15 protein-coding genes are annotated in these 14,632 nt (G+C 70.5%); 12 read left to right on the forward strand and 3 right to left on the reverse strand.

Annotated elements, in window-relative coordinates; all coding sequences use genetic code 11:
* The first annotated feature begins 6 nt into the window (after positions 1-6).
* The 12 genes from KPF47_RS35100 (at position 7) to KPF47_RS35145 (ending at position 9,941) form a co-directional block, all read left to right on the forward strand.
* On the forward strand, positions 7-840 hold the full coding sequence (locus tag KPF47_RS35100) for a hypothetical protein (RefSeq protein WP_224392857.1): 834 nt from the start codon (positions 7-9) through the stop codon (positions 838-840).
* Positions 837-2,522, forward strand: a complete 1,686-nt coding sequence (locus tag KPF47_RS35105) for a type IV secretion system protein (protein WP_224392858.1) — start codon at positions 837-839, stop codon at positions 2,520-2,522. The genes KPF47_RS35100 and KPF47_RS35105 overlap by 4 nt, the downstream gene beginning before the upstream one ends.
* Positions 2,522-4,051, forward strand: coding sequence for an SCO6880 family protein (locus KPF47_RS35110; protein ID WP_224392859.1), 1,530 nt, complete (start codon positions 2,522-2,524; stop codon positions 4,049-4,051). Before KPF47_RS35105 ends, KPF47_RS35110 begins: the two co-directional genes overlap by 1 nt.
* The gene (locus KPF47_RS35115; RefSeq protein WP_224392864.1) at positions 4,048-5,751 is read left to right on the forward strand and encodes an ATP-binding protein; all 1,704 of its coding nucleotides are present in this window, start codon (positions 4,048-4,050) and stop codon (positions 5,749-5,751) included. The genes KPF47_RS35110 and KPF47_RS35115 overlap by 4 nt, the downstream gene beginning before the upstream one ends.
* On the forward strand, positions 5,748-6,890 hold the full coding sequence (locus KPF47_RS35120; RefSeq protein WP_224392865.1) for a C40 family peptidase: 1,143 nt from the start codon (positions 5,748-5,750) through the stop codon (positions 6,888-6,890). Before KPF47_RS35115 ends, KPF47_RS35120 begins: the two co-directional genes overlap by 4 nt.
* An 82-nt stretch (positions 6,891-6,972) precedes the next feature.
* On the forward strand, positions 6,973-7,443 hold the full coding sequence (locus tag KPF47_RS35125) for a thioesterase family protein (RefSeq protein ID WP_224392866.1): 471 nt from the start codon (positions 6,973-6,975) through the stop codon (positions 7,441-7,443).
* Positions 7,444-7,550: 107 nt separating this feature from the next.
* Positions 7,551-7,679, forward strand: a complete 129-nt coding sequence (locus tag KPF47_RS39425; protein WP_255661564.1) for a hypothetical protein — start codon at positions 7,551-7,553, stop codon at positions 7,677-7,679.
* Positions 7,676-7,984: a hypothetical protein gene (locus tag KPF47_RS35130; protein ID WP_224392867.1), complete on the forward strand. Its 309-nt coding sequence runs from the start codon at positions 7,676-7,678 to the stop codon at positions 7,982-7,984. Before KPF47_RS39425 ends, KPF47_RS35130 begins: the two co-directional genes overlap by 4 nt.
* 228 nt (positions 7,985-8,212) lie before the next feature.
* The gene (locus KPF47_RS39430; protein WP_255661566.1) at positions 8,213-8,341 is read left to right on the forward strand and encodes a hypothetical protein; all 129 of its coding nucleotides are present in this window, start codon (positions 8,213-8,215) and stop codon (positions 8,339-8,341) included.
* Entirely contained in the window at positions 8,338-8,934 is a 597-nt protein-coding gene (locus KPF47_RS35135) for a helix-turn-helix domain-containing protein (protein ID WP_224392868.1), read from the forward strand. The genes KPF47_RS39430 and KPF47_RS35135 overlap by 4 nt, the downstream gene beginning before the upstream one ends.
* The gene (locus KPF47_RS35140) at positions 8,931-9,677 is read left to right on the forward strand and encodes a hypothetical protein (protein WP_224392869.1); all 747 of its coding nucleotides are present in this window, start codon (positions 8,931-8,933) and stop codon (positions 9,675-9,677) included. The genes KPF47_RS35135 and KPF47_RS35140 overlap by 4 nt, the downstream gene beginning before the upstream one ends.
* 33 nt (positions 9,678-9,710) lie before the next feature.
* Positions 9,711-9,941: a hypothetical protein gene (locus KPF47_RS35145; protein ID WP_224392870.1), complete on the forward strand. Its 231-nt coding sequence runs from the start codon at positions 9,711-9,713 to the stop codon at positions 9,939-9,941.
* Between the two features lie 47 nt (positions 9,942-9,988).
* On the opposite strand, the gene KPF47_RS35150 is transcribed toward KPF47_RS35145, so the two are convergent.
* From KPF47_RS35150 to KPF47_RS35160, 3 genes are all read right to left on the reverse strand, one after another.
* Positions 9,989-11,248 carry a hypothetical protein gene (locus KPF47_RS35150; RefSeq protein ID WP_224392871.1) on the reverse strand — a complete coding sequence of 420 codons (1,260 nt, stop codon included), beginning with the start codon at positions 11,246-11,248 and terminating at the stop codon, positions 9,989-9,991.
* A 183-nt stretch (positions 11,249-11,431) separates the two neighbouring features.
* Positions 11,432-12,544 (reverse strand): DUF2637 domain-containing protein, encoded by a 1,113-nt coding sequence (locus KPF47_RS35155; RefSeq protein WP_178376953.1) that lies wholly within the window; start codon positions 12,542-12,544, stop codon positions 11,432-11,434.
* Between the two features lie 1,045 nt (positions 12,545-13,589).
* On the reverse strand, positions 13,590-14,477 hold the full coding sequence (locus KPF47_RS35160) for a Scr1 family TA system antitoxin-like transcriptional regulator (RefSeq protein ID WP_178376954.1): 888 nt from the start codon (positions 14,475-14,477) through the stop codon (positions 13,590-13,592).
* Positions 14,478-14,632 lie beyond the last annotated feature (155 nt).

Raw genomic sequence — 14,632 nt, forward strand, 5'->3', positions numbered from 1 at the left:
GGCCTGATGAACACCGACCAGCCGCCCGGCAGTGGTAGTCGGCGCCGCGCGCTGCTGATCCTCGGCGGCGCCGCACTGCTGGTGCTGGCCTTGTTGGTCGGCGTGGCCGTGTCAGTGACCAGCATGTTCACCAGCGACAGCCCGGACAGCCCGGTGTCTTTCGGTCCGGGTTCGTCGGCCGCGCCCGCACCGGGCGGGGCGAGCGTGGGTAGCGGGCCGGCGGCTGAGGCGGCGCTGGCCCGGCGCCCGATGCTCGACATCCCCGCCCAGGCCGCGATGCCGCACACCCTCTCGACACGCACCGCGGGCCCTCCGATCTCGCTGCCCCAGCCGGAGCAGGTGTCAGGCGTGCTCGTCCCGACCGGGTTCCCCGACAGCGAAGAAGGCGCGATCGCCCAGGTGATCGAGCTGGCCCGGGTGGGGCTCTCCGGCGCTGATCCGCAAGTCTGGGCCCAGGCTTACAACTCGATGGCCGAGCCCGGTGCCGCCGTAGCGGAGCAGACGCCCGCCGCGCGGAACCTCGTAGGCCTGCGCCGCGCGGCGAACATGCGCGAGACCGGGCCGCTGCGCCCCGGGATGACGATCTCCTGGACCCCGACCAGCGCGATGGTCAAGGGCAGCACCGACGACGGCACCTACACCGTGGCGTGTGTCCTCGGCGAGCTCGTCGCCGACAACAAGGGCCGCGTGGTCACCGCCGGATGGGGCACCTGCCTACCGATGCGCCGCGTCGACGACCAATGGCGGATCGCCTCCGGCCCAGCCGCGGCCGACGCCCCCGCAGCCTGGCCGGGCAGCGACGAGGCCGTCGCCGCCGGATACCGGGACCTCATCCGATGACCACCCTGCACCGGCCGGCCCAAGATCCGACGCAGCCCCCGGCCGGCGACGGTGGAGGCGGCTGGAACCCGGTCTCGGATCTGGTCGGCGGCTCCCTGAGCAACATCGCCCAGAACGCATTCAGCTCCGCGATGCAGGCAGTGTGGGACTCGGCGATCTGGCTGCTCAAAGGCGGTTTCGACCTCGCCGACACCGTCTCACAGGTCTCCCCCGCCACGATCACCGGCAATCCCGCCGACAACCCCGACCCCATCCCCGGGGCCGCTGCCCCACCGGCCGGTGCCGCGAGTGCGGTGGAGCTGGGTTCGTTGTGGCCGACCATGATCTGGCTGGCCGCGTTGATCGCACTCGGGCTGTTCTTCTCCCAGCTCGCCTCGGTCGCGCTGCGGTGCGGGCGGGGCATGTTCCGGGCGGTCACCGGCCCCGCACAGTTCGGGATCGCCCTGGCGGTGACCACCGGCGCGGTCGCGGCCCTGTTGACCGGCGCTGACGGGCTCACCACCCTGTTCCTGTCGATCCTGGGTGAGCAGGGCAGCTTCACCGCGATCCTGGACAACCCCGCCGTCGCCGACCGCTTCGGCGACAACCCCGACCTCGGCGCGGATGTCGAGGACGGGGTCCAGTCGATGATCCTGGGCATCGCCGCGGTGTTCGGGGTCATCCCCGCCGCGATCGGCTTCGCCCTCGCGATGATCTTCCGCGCCGCAGCGATCATGGTGCTGATCGCGACCATCCCCCTCGCCGCAGCCTGCCTGATCTCCGACTCCACCGCGTCAATGTTCTGGCGCACGGTGCGCTGGCTGATCGCCGCGGTCCTGATGAAACCCGCCCTCGCTCTGGTCGTGGTCATCGGCGTTGCCATCATGTCGCGCACCCACGGAGTCGCCGGGCTACTCGCCGGCACCGCGGTGCTGCTGATCAGCCTGTTCAGCCCGTTCGTGCTCTACCGGCTGCTGGCCTTCGTCGACCCCGGCACCAGCGCCGGGATGGCCGTGCGCTCCGCCGGCAGCTCCCGCGCGGCGGGTGAGCCGGGCGCCGACAACGGCACCAGCGAGGCGATCAACACCGCGCGGGCCACCCAGAAGGCCTACGACATCGGCAGCACCAGCGGCGCCGGTGGTGGTGCCGCGGGCGGAGAGCTCGGCGGCAGCACCGCCGCGACCAGAGGAGCCTCCGGCAGCGCAGGAACCGGCACCGCCGCGACCGGCGGGGGCGGCGCTGCCGCAGGTGGCGGCGTTGCGGCCGGGGCGGGCGCGGTGGGCGGTGCGGCGGCGGCAGCCGTCGTCGGCGGCTACCTGGCCACCAAGGCCGCCGCGGGTGCTGCGGGGGCCTACGGGTCATCGCAGATGGCCCAGACCGGCATCGGTCACCCCGGACCCGCCCCCGCCGCCGGGGCCAGCGGCGGGCAGATCCGCTCCGCCGCGGGCGGCGCCTACAACGCGACGTCGAACCGGATCGCCCAGACCTCGAACAGCAGCAGCGACCCAGACGCACCCGGCGACTCCAGCGATGGTGACGGCGGCGGTGGCCCGGAGCCGCCGCCGGTAGACCCGGGCCCGACCGAGCCCACACCACCCGACGGCGCCGGCCCCACCACCGATACCGGTAGGCCGGCACCCGACCCGGCCCCCGGATCCGAGGAGCCGGCCCAGGCTGGCGCCGATCGAGAGGACGGCCGCTGATGTCCACCAACTCCGCGCCCGGCCCGCGGGTGTATCGGGGTCTCAACCACGCCGAAGGCATCGGCTGGATCGCCGGGATGACCCCGGTCCAAGCCTTTCTGCTGATCGGCGTGTGTGCCCCGGCGTTGATCGCGATGTCACGCAACCAGTGGTCGACCGCCCTGAGCTGGGGGGTGTTCGCCGCCATCACGGTCGTGCTGATCGTCGTCCCCGTCCACGGCCGCCCCGCCTTCCGCTGGTGCGCTGACCTGGTCATGTTCCAGACAGGAGTCCTCATGCGCTGGTCACCCTGGCAATCCCGCGCCGCCGCCGGCCTCACCGGCGACCCAGGCGAACCCGACCTCCCGGGCGTGTTGGCCCGCCTGGAGTTCCCCGACGGCCCGGAGCTCCACGGGACGCGGATCTGCCTGATCCACGACACCACCGAAGGACGGTGGGGCGCCACCGCGCGGCTGACCCACTCCGGGGTCGGGATGCTGTCCGACGACGAGTGCGAACGCCTCGCCGCCCGCCTCGGGTCGCTACTGGTCGGGCTCGGTCACCGCGAGATCGTCGACCGGGTCTCCCTGCTGGTGCGCACCGTCCCCGACGACGGCACCGAATACACCGTGTGGCGCGAACGCCACCAACACCCCGACGCCCCCGCCCTCGCCCGGCAGGTGACCGCGGAGATCGACCGCGACGTCGCCTCGGTGTCGGTGCGGACCGAGCTGTTCGTGACCGTCTCCGGCACCGAAGAGGCACTACGCCGCCCAGCGAAGGCCGCCGGCGGCGGCATCGCCGGACGCGCGTATGCCCTGTACCGCGTTCTGGAGGGTGTCGCCGACGGGCTACGCGGTCTCGGTGTCACCTCGGTGACGTGGCTGTCCTCCACCGGCGTGGCGGAGGCGATCAAGACCGGGTTCAACCCCGCCGCCGCCGCGAGCCTGTCGTTCCGGCATCTGACCAGCCCCGACCCCGACGGCACCGTCGGACTCCCGATCTCCCAGGCCGGCCCCGCCCACGCCCCGACCCCGACCCCGCGGGCGTATCACCACGACGGCTACTCCTCGGTCGCCTACGCCGTGCAGCCACCCGAGTCCGGGACGATCTTCGGCTCCCTCGGCCCGCTGCTGGCGGTCCGGACTGCTGGGGAGCGGCGCACGCTGCAGATCCACTACGAGATCCTCTCCGCCGCCGCCGGCGCCCGGGTGGTCAAGTCGGATCGGTTCCGCAACAACGTGCTCGTCGACGCCAAGGCCCAGCGCGGGTTCACCACCACCGCGGTCGACTCCCGGCGCCAGCGCGGCGCCCGCGATCAGGAAGCCGCCGTCGCTGCCGGACACGCCGTCGTCCGCTTCACCGTCGCCTCCGCCATCACCGTCCCCGTCGGCTGGAACGTCGAAGACCACGCCGCCCGCCTGGAAAACGACGCCTCCGGCCGGTTTCACCTGCTTCGCCTGGAACTCGCCCAAGACTCCGCCTTCGTCGCCGCCGCCCTCCCGGTCGGGATCGGGCTGCCCCGACAGAAGAGGGCCTTCGACGCATGAACATCTTCGGTAAGCGCCGCCGCCGGATCGAGCCACGCAGCACCGGCGAGCTGCTCAGCCAATTCACCGACCTCGACGGCATCCCCACCAGCCTCCCCACACCGGACCAGGACCCGGCCGACGAACCCACCGGCCGCGCCGCACGCGGCCAGCGGGTCAACCAGGCCACCGCCCCGCGCCAGGGCCCGCGCGAGCACGGCCGCGGCTGGTCCGCGGTCGATGCCGCCCGGCGGGCTCCGGTCTATAAGGCCACCACCGCCGAGGTGGGTGGGCTGTTCCCGCTGCTGGCTTCCAACGGCGTCCCGGCCATCGGGGCGCGGCTGGGTTACGACACCCAGTCCGGGGGCGCGTTCTACGTCCACCCCACCGAATGGGTGCTGCGCGGCATGGTCACCAACCCGAACCTGGTGGTGTTCGGCGAACCCGGCCGCGGAAAGTCCTCGACGGTCGTGGCGCTGATGCTGCGGATGATGCTCTTCGGGGTCCGCTCCCTGATCTCCGGCGATGTGAAGGGCGAGTACACCCCGCTGCTGCGCTCGCTCGGGATCACCCCGATCGCGCTCGGGCGCGGTAGCCCGCACCGCCTCAACGCCCTCGACCTCGGCCCGCTACGGGTCCGCTGGAACACCTGGGGTGCCGAGCGCCAGAACGAGGAGCTCATCGGGATCCTGGCCCGCTGGACCCGGCTGCTCACCGCGCTGGCCGAGGCTCAGGGCTACTTGCCCACGGTGACTGACGAGCTGGTCATCTCCACCGTCCTGCGCCGCCTCGTCGGTGCCGCGGACGGCTATTCCGAGCTGCGTCCGATCACGATCCCGCAGGTCGTGGCCCAGCTCGCCGACCCCGACGACGACCTGTGGCAGGCCACCCGCTTCGCCTCGCACCGCCAGTTCGTCGACCACACCCGGCCGATCACCGACGCCCTCTCCAACCTCGTCGTCGGCCCCCTGTCCGGGCTGTTCGACGAACCCACCAACTTCGACCTCGACTGGGACGCCCCGGTTCAGTCGATGGACCTGTCGCTGCTGCGCAGCCGGGGCGACCAGGCGATCGCGGTCGCCCTGACCTGCCTCGGGTCCTGGTCGGCGATGATCACCGACCTCCAAGACGACGGCGACATCCGCATCGTCGTCCGCGACGAGGTCTGGCGCCAGATGCGCCTCGGGCTACGCGCGGTTCAGGCCGTCGACTCCGACCTCCGGCTGTCCCGGGCCGAACGCAAAATCCAGCTCCTGGTCATGCACAAGCCCTCCGACCTGCTCTCCGTCGGCGCCGCCGGATCCCAGGAGGTCTCCATCGCCAAAGACCTCCTCGCCCTGTGCTCCACGAGGATCCTGCTCGGCCAGTCCACGAGGGTCGGCGACGAACTCGCCGAGGACCTCGGCCTGACCGAACGCGAGCAGGCCGTGATCACCGGCTGGGCGATGGAAAGCCCCGGCCGGGCGCTGTGGAAGCTGGAGAACCGGCCCGGCATGAAAATTCAGACGGTGCTGTCCGCGACCGAGAAAACGATCTTCGACACCAACTCGGGATTGCGCCCGAACCGGCGGCCCACGCCCAGCAGCCCAGCCAGCGTAGAGACCCTGACCAGTAACAACACCACCGACAGTCCGGGCGGCGAGGCCACACACAGCAGCTCCGGCGGCATCGATCCCCGACCCGCTGGCGTCAATGGAACATTGACAGAGGAGAGGCCGTGAGCCGCCCGGTGCTGATCGCCGGCGGACTCGGGCTGTCGGTAGTCCTTCTGGTGACCGCCGCGATCGGCGCCCTGGCCGTGGTCGCCGCGCTCGGAATCACCGGGGGCCGCTTCGGATGCGGACCCGACGGTGGGCTCGGCGGCGGGGCGCAGGCCGTGGACGGGGTCGACTGGAGCGCCGAGCAGACCGAGAACGCCGCCACCATCGTCGCCCGCACCGTCGAACGCGGCCTCCCCAGGAGAGCGGCGGTGATCGCGATCTCGACCGCGATCGTCGAATCCCGACTGGTCAACGTCACCCACGGCGACCGCGACTCCCTCGGTTTGTATCAACAACGCCCGTCACAAGGGTGGGGCCCACCCGCCCAGGTCCTGAACCCGGTCGCGGCCACCGACAGCTTCCTCGACCGCCTCCTGAACCTGCCCGGCTGGTCGACCATGCCGCCCGGCACCGCAGCCCAGGCGGTACAGCGCTCGGCGTTCCCCGACCGCTACGCACCCCAAGAAGCACCGGCCGCCGAGCTGGTCGAGCAGCTCTGGGTCGGCGAGGACAATCCCGTACCGCTACCACCGGGCACCAACAGTTCCCACGCCGAGAACATCCAGCTCGCAGCAAGCGTCTACGCCTGCCCGGACACCGGCGGCGCCGGAATACCGTTGCCACCCGGGAACATCGACCCGACGAAGCTTCCGGCCGGGTTCACCGCCCCTGCCGATCCGGTGGCGCGGGCCGCGGTCGGCTACGCCCTATCCCAGCTCGGCAAACCCTACGTGTGGGGCGGGAAAGGCTCGCACGGCTTCGACTGTTCCGGACTCGTACTCGCCTCCTGGGCCTCAGCGGGTGTCGCCCTCCCTGCCGGCACGGTCAGTCAGAAACACGCCGGGACACCGGTCCAGATCGCCGACATCGAGCCCGGCGACATCGTGTTCATCCCCGGCTCCCTCGGCAGCAGAGGCAACCCGCGGCACAACGGCATGTATGTCGGCCACGGCCTGATCGTCAACGCCTACGACTCTTCCAGGGGCGTGGTGCTGCAGCCGCTCACCGAGTGGGCGGGCGAGGTCACCCACATCCGCCGCGTCCACACACCCGCGGGCGCTCCTGCTCCGGCGACGCCGGAAGTGCGAGCAGCGCCATGACCCACGACCACCACCTCCGCGCCGGCGCCCACGGCCTCACCGCCGACGACTGGACCTTCTACCTGCGCGGAGACCTCTTCACATGGTGACCACCACCTGTACGCGGCCGAGCAACACCGACGACTCCAGCGACGACGTGTCGCTGTTCTACGTCGTCCCGCCCGACCAGCTCGTCCCCGACCTGCACCCGCACCTGGGGGCGTTCCGGGCGGGCGAGCACGTGTTCGCCACCGGATACCTCGTCGGCCTTCTGGAAGCACCGTGTCTGACCTACCTCCGCCGTCGGGCTCGGGCCGGGCAAACACCGGTCGGCACCCGCGTGGAAGTCACGCATCGGGCGCCGTCCATCCCCGGGGACCGCCTCCACGTCATCGCCCGGCGCACCAGCACCACCGGTAACCGATGTCGCTTCATCGTGGCTGCCCGGGATCAGCGCGGGGTCCTGGTCGCCGACGGCCACGTCACGGCGCAGCTGGTCGACACCACCGCGTTCCGCGCGCAGCTCCGACACCGCGCACGAGACCACCCACAACCCACGGCTCCGAGCCACTGACCAGCTGATCTGTGAAGGAGATACCGGTGAGGACACGACGACGAACGCAGCGGCGCGGCACGTGGCGATGGAAGCCGCGCCCGCGCCCTGACACACCGGCCACCGAAGTGGCCGCCGACGCCGAGGACCGGGACGAGTACACGACCGGGCAGCTGACCTGGTGCCTGGGCGAACACGGCTTCCGGGTCCCGCGCCACGAGCACCACATCGAGCAGGACGGAGACACAGCAGCATGATCAACTATCTGAGCTTCCCTACCACCGAACATCCCGTGAACGGCCTGCGATGGGATACCGCCAGCAGCAGCTACCGGTGCCCGACCTGCACGAACGAGCCACGCACGTTGATGTTCGGTCCGGTCGAGGCGTTCGTCTGCGGGGCCTGCGCCAGCTACTGGCTCACACCTACCACCGGCCGCCGGGACCTGGAGGTCATCGAAGACAGCTACCGCGCGGCGGGATGCCTGGACAGCAACCTGGTCGGCTCTGCCCGCGATGATGCCGCTGACGGTGCGGTATCGGCGCCAGTGTGGGCAGCGTAACGCCGGTGGACCAGCACGATCCCGGTGCAGACGGTGCGGCCGGTTCCGAGGGGATCTTCGCCCGCTACTGTCTGCGTCCAAAGTAATGACTGCGGCGCCCCTACTTTCTGCCAAAGAGGAAAAGGCGCCGCAGCCACCCACCGAGCAGCCGGGCTGGTTGCTCTGAAAGCAGGCGCCGCGCGAGCGGTGACTGCACAAGGAGGCACCTTGCAAAACCGCACCTTACCCGTGACCCGTCGACCGTTCGACTTCGACTTCGACTTCGACTTCGACCGGCTGTACTCGCCGGGGTCGGTGGTTGCCTCGTTTGTTGCTGTTGACCTGGCCGCTCTTGTCCTGGCCGGGGGTGCGCGATGAGTGTGAAGGCGGTGGAGGCGGTGTTCCGGTCTGATCTGGGGTCGCGGGAGCGGATGGTGTTGCTCGCGCTCGCCGATCATGTGAACGCCGATGACGGCAGGAACGTGTGTTGGCCGAGTGTTCGGCTGCTGGCGCGGAAGACGGGGTCGTCGCGGTCGACGGTGCAGCGGGCGATCCGGGAGTTGCGGGAGCTGGAGCTGCTGCAGGTGGTGCGTCGGTTCCGGCCGAACCGGTCGCAGCGCTCGAACGGCTACCGGGTGATGCTCTCGGAGCTTCAGCGTCGCGAGCTGGCCGCAGCGCAGGCGAAGGCTCAAACCGAGGCCGAGGAGCTCGAAGCGCTGTTCGAGCGCGAGTACCCGTCCTGCTCCGGCGCCGATCCGGCGCTGGAGGCAGCGGCCGCAGCGGAGGTCTCGGCGGTGGCCGCAGTGGGCTCGGGAACGCTCCAGGCTGAGGGCCTGATAGGTGAAGATCTGCAGGTTAGGGGGGGTGTCAGCCTGACACGGGGGGGGTGTCACACAGACATCCCACGGGGGTGTCAGCCCCGGTGGGCCCGAATCGGAAAAGAACCGTCACGGGGGAAGCCACGCGCGTGAGCGCGCCCGCGACCACCCCCGGCCCGGACCCGTCGGGCACCGCTCGTCCGGACCCCGACCCGGTCACCCCGCCCGACGCCCCCCGCCAAGAGCCCCCGGACGACACCCCGCGCCCCGAGCCGACACCAGCAGAAGCCGCCGCGCCGGCGACGGACGCCCCGGCCGCGGCAGCCGTTGTCGCGCCGGGCGTTGCTGCTCCGGTCGTGTCTGACCTGGTCACCGCAGCCGCCGCGCAAGCACAGACGCCCCCACCGCCCGCGGCACCGGCGCTGGTGCCGGACCCGGCCCGGCGCGAGACCTGGCGCTGCCCACGCCACCTCGCCACCCCCGACCCCTACGATCTGCCCTGTGGCGGCTGCGGAGCAGCCCGCAAGCGGATGCAGGCACAGGAAGACCACCAGGCCGCGCAAGCCGCTCAGAAACGCTCTGAGGCCGCGCAACAGGCCCGCGCAGCGCGGGACGGCTGCACCGAGTGCGACGAGTACGGCTACGTCCTCGACCCGACCGACCCCGCCGGCGGCTCCTACGACCCACCGTTGCGCTGCACCCACGACCGCCCAGCCATCGACCGCATCACCGAAGACGAACAGCGCCAGGCCGCCCAGGCCGCCGCCGCGCGACCCGCCCCGATCTCGCCCGCCACCCGCGACCTGATCGAGTCCGCCCGCGTCCACCTGCTGTCCCGCACCAGCAACCCGGCACCGAACCGGCGCCGCCGCATCAACCCGAAAGTCTGGAAATAACCCGACATAACCGATCAAACCGGATATATCCAGATGAACCAGGCGGAGGCGGTGGTGGAAGGCGGTGCTGCCGCGCCGCTTCCGGTCCTCGCCCGCCCCGAAGGGGGGCGGCGCCGCGCCGCGACCCGACCAGACACGAACACCGTCACCACGCCCGCCGCGGTAGCGGTGTCACGAGCCGATACCGGCCCGTGGCTCGCGCTGGTCATCCTCGGACTGGGCATCGTCGCAGCGATGCTCATCCTCACTACGACCTGGACCTGACGCTCCTCAGCAAGCACGGCCTGAGCGCGGTCAGGGAACAGCGCTGGTCAGGAGGTTGCGGGGGCAGCGACCGCCTGACCAGACGCGCCGCTCATGCGCTCCATCGGTGAGCCGACAGCGGCGATCCCGAAGTACTCGTTGACCAGAAACGGTGCGATAGAAGCAGCCGGCGTGCGGTCAGCGCCGGTTCGGGCGTCGAGGACGACCGGGACACCGTCCCGGGTGTAGCCGTAGATCGCCCCGTGCCAGACCGCGGAAACCGCCGGTGGAACCCGGCGCCCACCGGTTTGGTTGACGATGCGCCACAGCTCGGTGCCGGAATCATCGAGGCCGAGCAGGATCTCGACCGACCGTCCACCACCACGCTGGCAGACGGTGACCGTGCGCTGGTCGTGGAAGCAGCTCCACCCGCGCCGGGCTCCGTGCAACGGGACCGCCGGCGCCGGTTGCCCGGTCGTGGCGTTGAGGACCACCGAAGTGCTGGAGCCGTCGAGCAGGAGCATGTCTCGCCCGACGCGGTGCGCGGTCCCGGTCGAGGTGCTGACCCAGCGTTGACGACCGTCGGCAATCGACAACCCACGTGTGTCCCACCTGCCGGCACTCCGGTCGGAGGCGGCGACGATCACGGTGTCGCCGACGATCATCTGGCCGGCCCGGTCCGGCGCGGTCCAGAGGACCCGGCGGGAGGCAAGGTCGACCGCGGCGGTGAACGCGTACTCGCTGGTATGGGCGGTGACGACCGCAGTCGCCCCATGGACGCCGATCACGCCGACGTACTCGAACCGCGGCCAGGCACCGGGCGCCTGGCTTCCAGGCAGCGGGATCAGCGTGCTCTGTGTCTTCTGCCCGGTCGAGGAGTCCGCGGCGACGAGCTCGACTCCGATGCCACCGGGGCTCGTGCCCCGGTCGGGGATCTTGATCGGGAACGCGGCCAGCGCCAGCCGCCCGACCGGAGTGTCGGCGACGACCGGAGGGCCGGTCGGATCTGCGGTGCTGAAGCCGGTGTTGACCCGGTCGAGATCGACCTCCGGGGACGGAGCGTGGTCGGGGAACAGACCTTCGTGTACCTCGCCGGTCGTGAGATCGACCCGGACCAGGCCTTTCGCCCCGAGCAACCACCCGTGCACGCCGTCGAGGACCTCGACGATCGGGATGTCACCAGTGCCGCGACCCATCTCACCTGTCCGCGGCCCGAAATCAGCGGGCGGATCGAACGCCTCCCGCGCAGCAGCCGGAGGAAACACCACTTCGGTCACCGCCCCATCGTCGGTCCTGGACGGCCCGCAACCGGCCAGGACCAGCAGCACCGCGACTGCGGCCAGAGGAACTCGTCCACCGCGGCTGAGTCCCGCACCCCTACCAGTCATGGTTCCCAGTATCGCTGTTCCCGGTATCGCTGGTGATCATCACCGGTCGCAGGCCACGGTCCGGCTCCCCCGCCCCCGGCGCCGCGCCTGCGCCTTGTCTGTGCCCGGGGCGGTGTGGTCGGGTCAGGCAGGAGCGAGACGGGTACTCGCCGGGCCTGCGTCGACCCGCTGTGCGGGCAGGAGATCCTCGGTCGGAGGTAGAAGACCGCGATCACGCAGGCTGCGCTTGGCCTTGGCCGCGGTCCGGTTCCCGCCGATCAGCCGATCGACCTCCGACAACGACGGGTCCTCCCCGCGGGTCCAGGCGGCCACGAACAGTGCTTCGGCCTTAGCCTGCTTCGTCGCTCCCGGCTCAAGCTCGAGGACAGCGCCGGCTACCTGATCGACGCCCTCGGCCGTGGTGTCGATCTTGGTGGTGCCGCCTCGCCGCGCCGGGTGCGGTGTCACCACGGGCAGCGGCGCTGTGTCGTCCTTGTCGTCGTCGCCCTGGCCGGCGGGTTCGTCTGCCGCTCGCACCGCCTGCACCGGCTGAGTCTGGAGCGTCGAGGAGCGGGATTCGTCAGTACACGGGGTCGCCTGGGCCGTGGCCGCGGCGGGAGCCGCCGGTGGGCTGGTGTGGGTACTCGGAGCCGTCCAGCCCGTCCGGTCGACGACGCCGGTCCGGGCCCCCGCGCGAGCCGCGGCTCGGGTGGGTCGCAGCACGATCGCGATCAATTCCAGACTGATTGCGAACGCAACCGGCGGGAACAACGCCACCATCCACGCCGCCACCGCCGCCAAAAGTGATCCGGTGCGCGACCATTCACTTTCCGGGACCACGGAGGCGGCGTTCGCCAGCAACGTGACAATCATGCCGAAGGAGAATGCTGCCCACGGGCCGAACCCGACACGCTCACCCCGGGTCCGCCGCGACCACACCACCACCAATGCTGCGGCGAGGAGTCCGTCCACTGACAGCGGCAGCCAGTACGCCAACGCCGACCCCGGATTGAACCGCGCCACGACCTCCTGCAAATGCCAATACGACGCTACTGCTGCGGGAAGACCGACAGAGACGACCACGAGAACCGCGAGCACACGCGGCCACACCGACGCCCACAACGTCTGCGAATCACGCACAGACGGCGATGAGATTTCCTCTGAGGCCGCCGGGGACTCCGTCGGGGCCACATCACCGGCAGAGTCCGCGCCGCCCGTGGCGTTGTCGCGGGTGGGCCTGAGTTCGTGGACGGTCATGACCGGGTCCTCTCCCCTGCCGCATGTGTAGTGGCACACGCGACATTACACGACCCAGGACACCACGAATTCGCGGAGCCCACGAGAGAGAAAAACCCGCCCCCCGCCATCGAGAACCGCAGAGGACAAGCACAGCCCGAGCCCGCGACATCCTGAGTAGAACCGGCCCACCGCCAGCCTTCCCGCCGAGGGGGTGCGCCGAGGGGGTGCGCCGAGGGGGTGCGCCGAGGGGGTGCGCCGAGGGGGTGCGCCGAGGGGGTGCGCCGAGGGGGTGCGCCGAGGGGGTGCGCCGAGGGGGTGCGCCGAGGGGGTGCGCCGAGGGGGTGCGCCGAGGGGGTGCGCCGAGGGGGTGCGCCGAGGGGGTGCGCCGAGGGGGTGCGCCGAGGGGGTGCGCCGAGGGGGTGCGCCGAGGGGGTGCGCCGAGGGGGTGCGCCGAGGGGGTGCGCCGAGGGGGTGCGCCGAGGGGGTGCGCCGAGGGGGTGCGCCGAGGGGGTGCGCCGAGGGGGTGCGCCGAGGGGGTGCGCCGAGGGGGTGCGCCGAGGGGGTGCGCCGAGGGGGTGCGCCGAGGGGGTGCGCCGAGGGGGTGCGCCGAGGGGGTGCGCCGAGGGGGTGCGCCGAGGGGGTGCGCCGAGGGGGTGCGCCGAGGGGGTGCGCCGAGGGGGTGCGCCGAGGGGGTGCGCCGAGGGGGTGCGCCGAGGGGGTGCGCCGAGGGGGTGCGCCGAGGGGGTGCGCCGAGGGGGTGCGCCGAGGGGGTGCGCCGAGGGGGTGCGCCGAGGGGGTGCGCCGAGGGGGTGCGCCGAGGGGGTGCGTACGGGCTGAGCAGCGCCCCATCAGTGATCGACCGGGAAGAGCCGCCCCTGGCGGGCTCCGTGCTCACCTGCGTCACGCTCTGTGCTTGTCCAGTAGGTAGACAAACCACTGGACAAAGACTGGACAAGTAGCTGGACTTCGGCGCCCTATGCGCGCGCGTGCACGCACGCGCATAGGGCGCACGCTAGCACGCCCGCTCCGTTGTCCAGCTGGACAACTGGACAATCACGCACCGTCACCACTCCCTGGTGTCGTCGATGCTGCTGGGCTTGTCGCTGCTCATTTCCCGAGCGAGACCCTCGACGAACTCGATCGCCTGGTCCCCACGCCAGCTGTGTCGCCGGTAGGTGTGGAACTGATCGATGTAGCGCTGCACGTCCTCTGATCTAGCTTCAGGGGTAATTATTCCATCATTAGAAAGTTGAGCGACTAAATCGTCGACACTCTCGTGGGGGGACATATAAATCGTGAAACTTGAACTGCGATCGAGGGGTGGCTCAGAATCTACAGGCAGGATGCCTAGGTTGAATTTTCTGCGACGCGCCAGAGAGGCGATCCAATACAGCTGGTCAACTATAATCTCTCTATTTTCGCCGCAGAATATCAGGGCTTCCTCGGAGATGACCACGTCGAGGTGCCCGGGAGCATCGTACAGAATTCTTTGACGAGCTATCTTCGCGAGAATGGCTGCCGCTACGCGCTGCTTAACCCCCGACGTCGAGGCGAGCCAGTGCATGTAGGTGCCGGTCTGGAGAATATCAGGGATTCCTGAGGCCTGCCACACGCAAACTCGCGCGGCGGCGCTTTCTAGCGCGGCAATATCTCTTGGCTGGACATTCCAGCCGCTAATAGGAATGTTCCTCCATAATACGGGCGAATTATGCGCTCGTCGGGAAATGCCTGCTATTTTCGCAGCCACTCCTGGCGGGGTTGATGTTTCTTTGAGCCATCTCTGCAGCTCGGGATCAGATATTCTCAGACGTCCTGATTCGATTCTGCTAATCCGCGATTGATCGAGACCAATCAGTGCGGCGAGGGCGTGGCCGGTCAGTCCAGCTGCGTGTCGCTGGATTCGAAGTTCTTCGCCTAGATGGCGTTGGGCGTCGGCTCGGTCGTCGATCATGCCCTTGCCTCCGTGACTTCGGGCTCTGGCTTGGCTTGCGTTCCTCTGAGGCTTGCACTGAAGGGCTGCTTGAGTCGGTCGGCGCGACCTGCCTGGGAGACCTCTTGACGACTGGCGACCACTGCGCCATGCTCGGATGCATGTCGCTTCTATGC

The sequence above is a fragment of the Pseudonocardia sp. ICBG1293 genome, from assembly GCF_020131355.1.
Taxonomy (GTDB): Bacteria; Actinomycetota; Actinomycetes; order Mycobacteriales; family Pseudonocardiaceae; genus Pseudonocardia.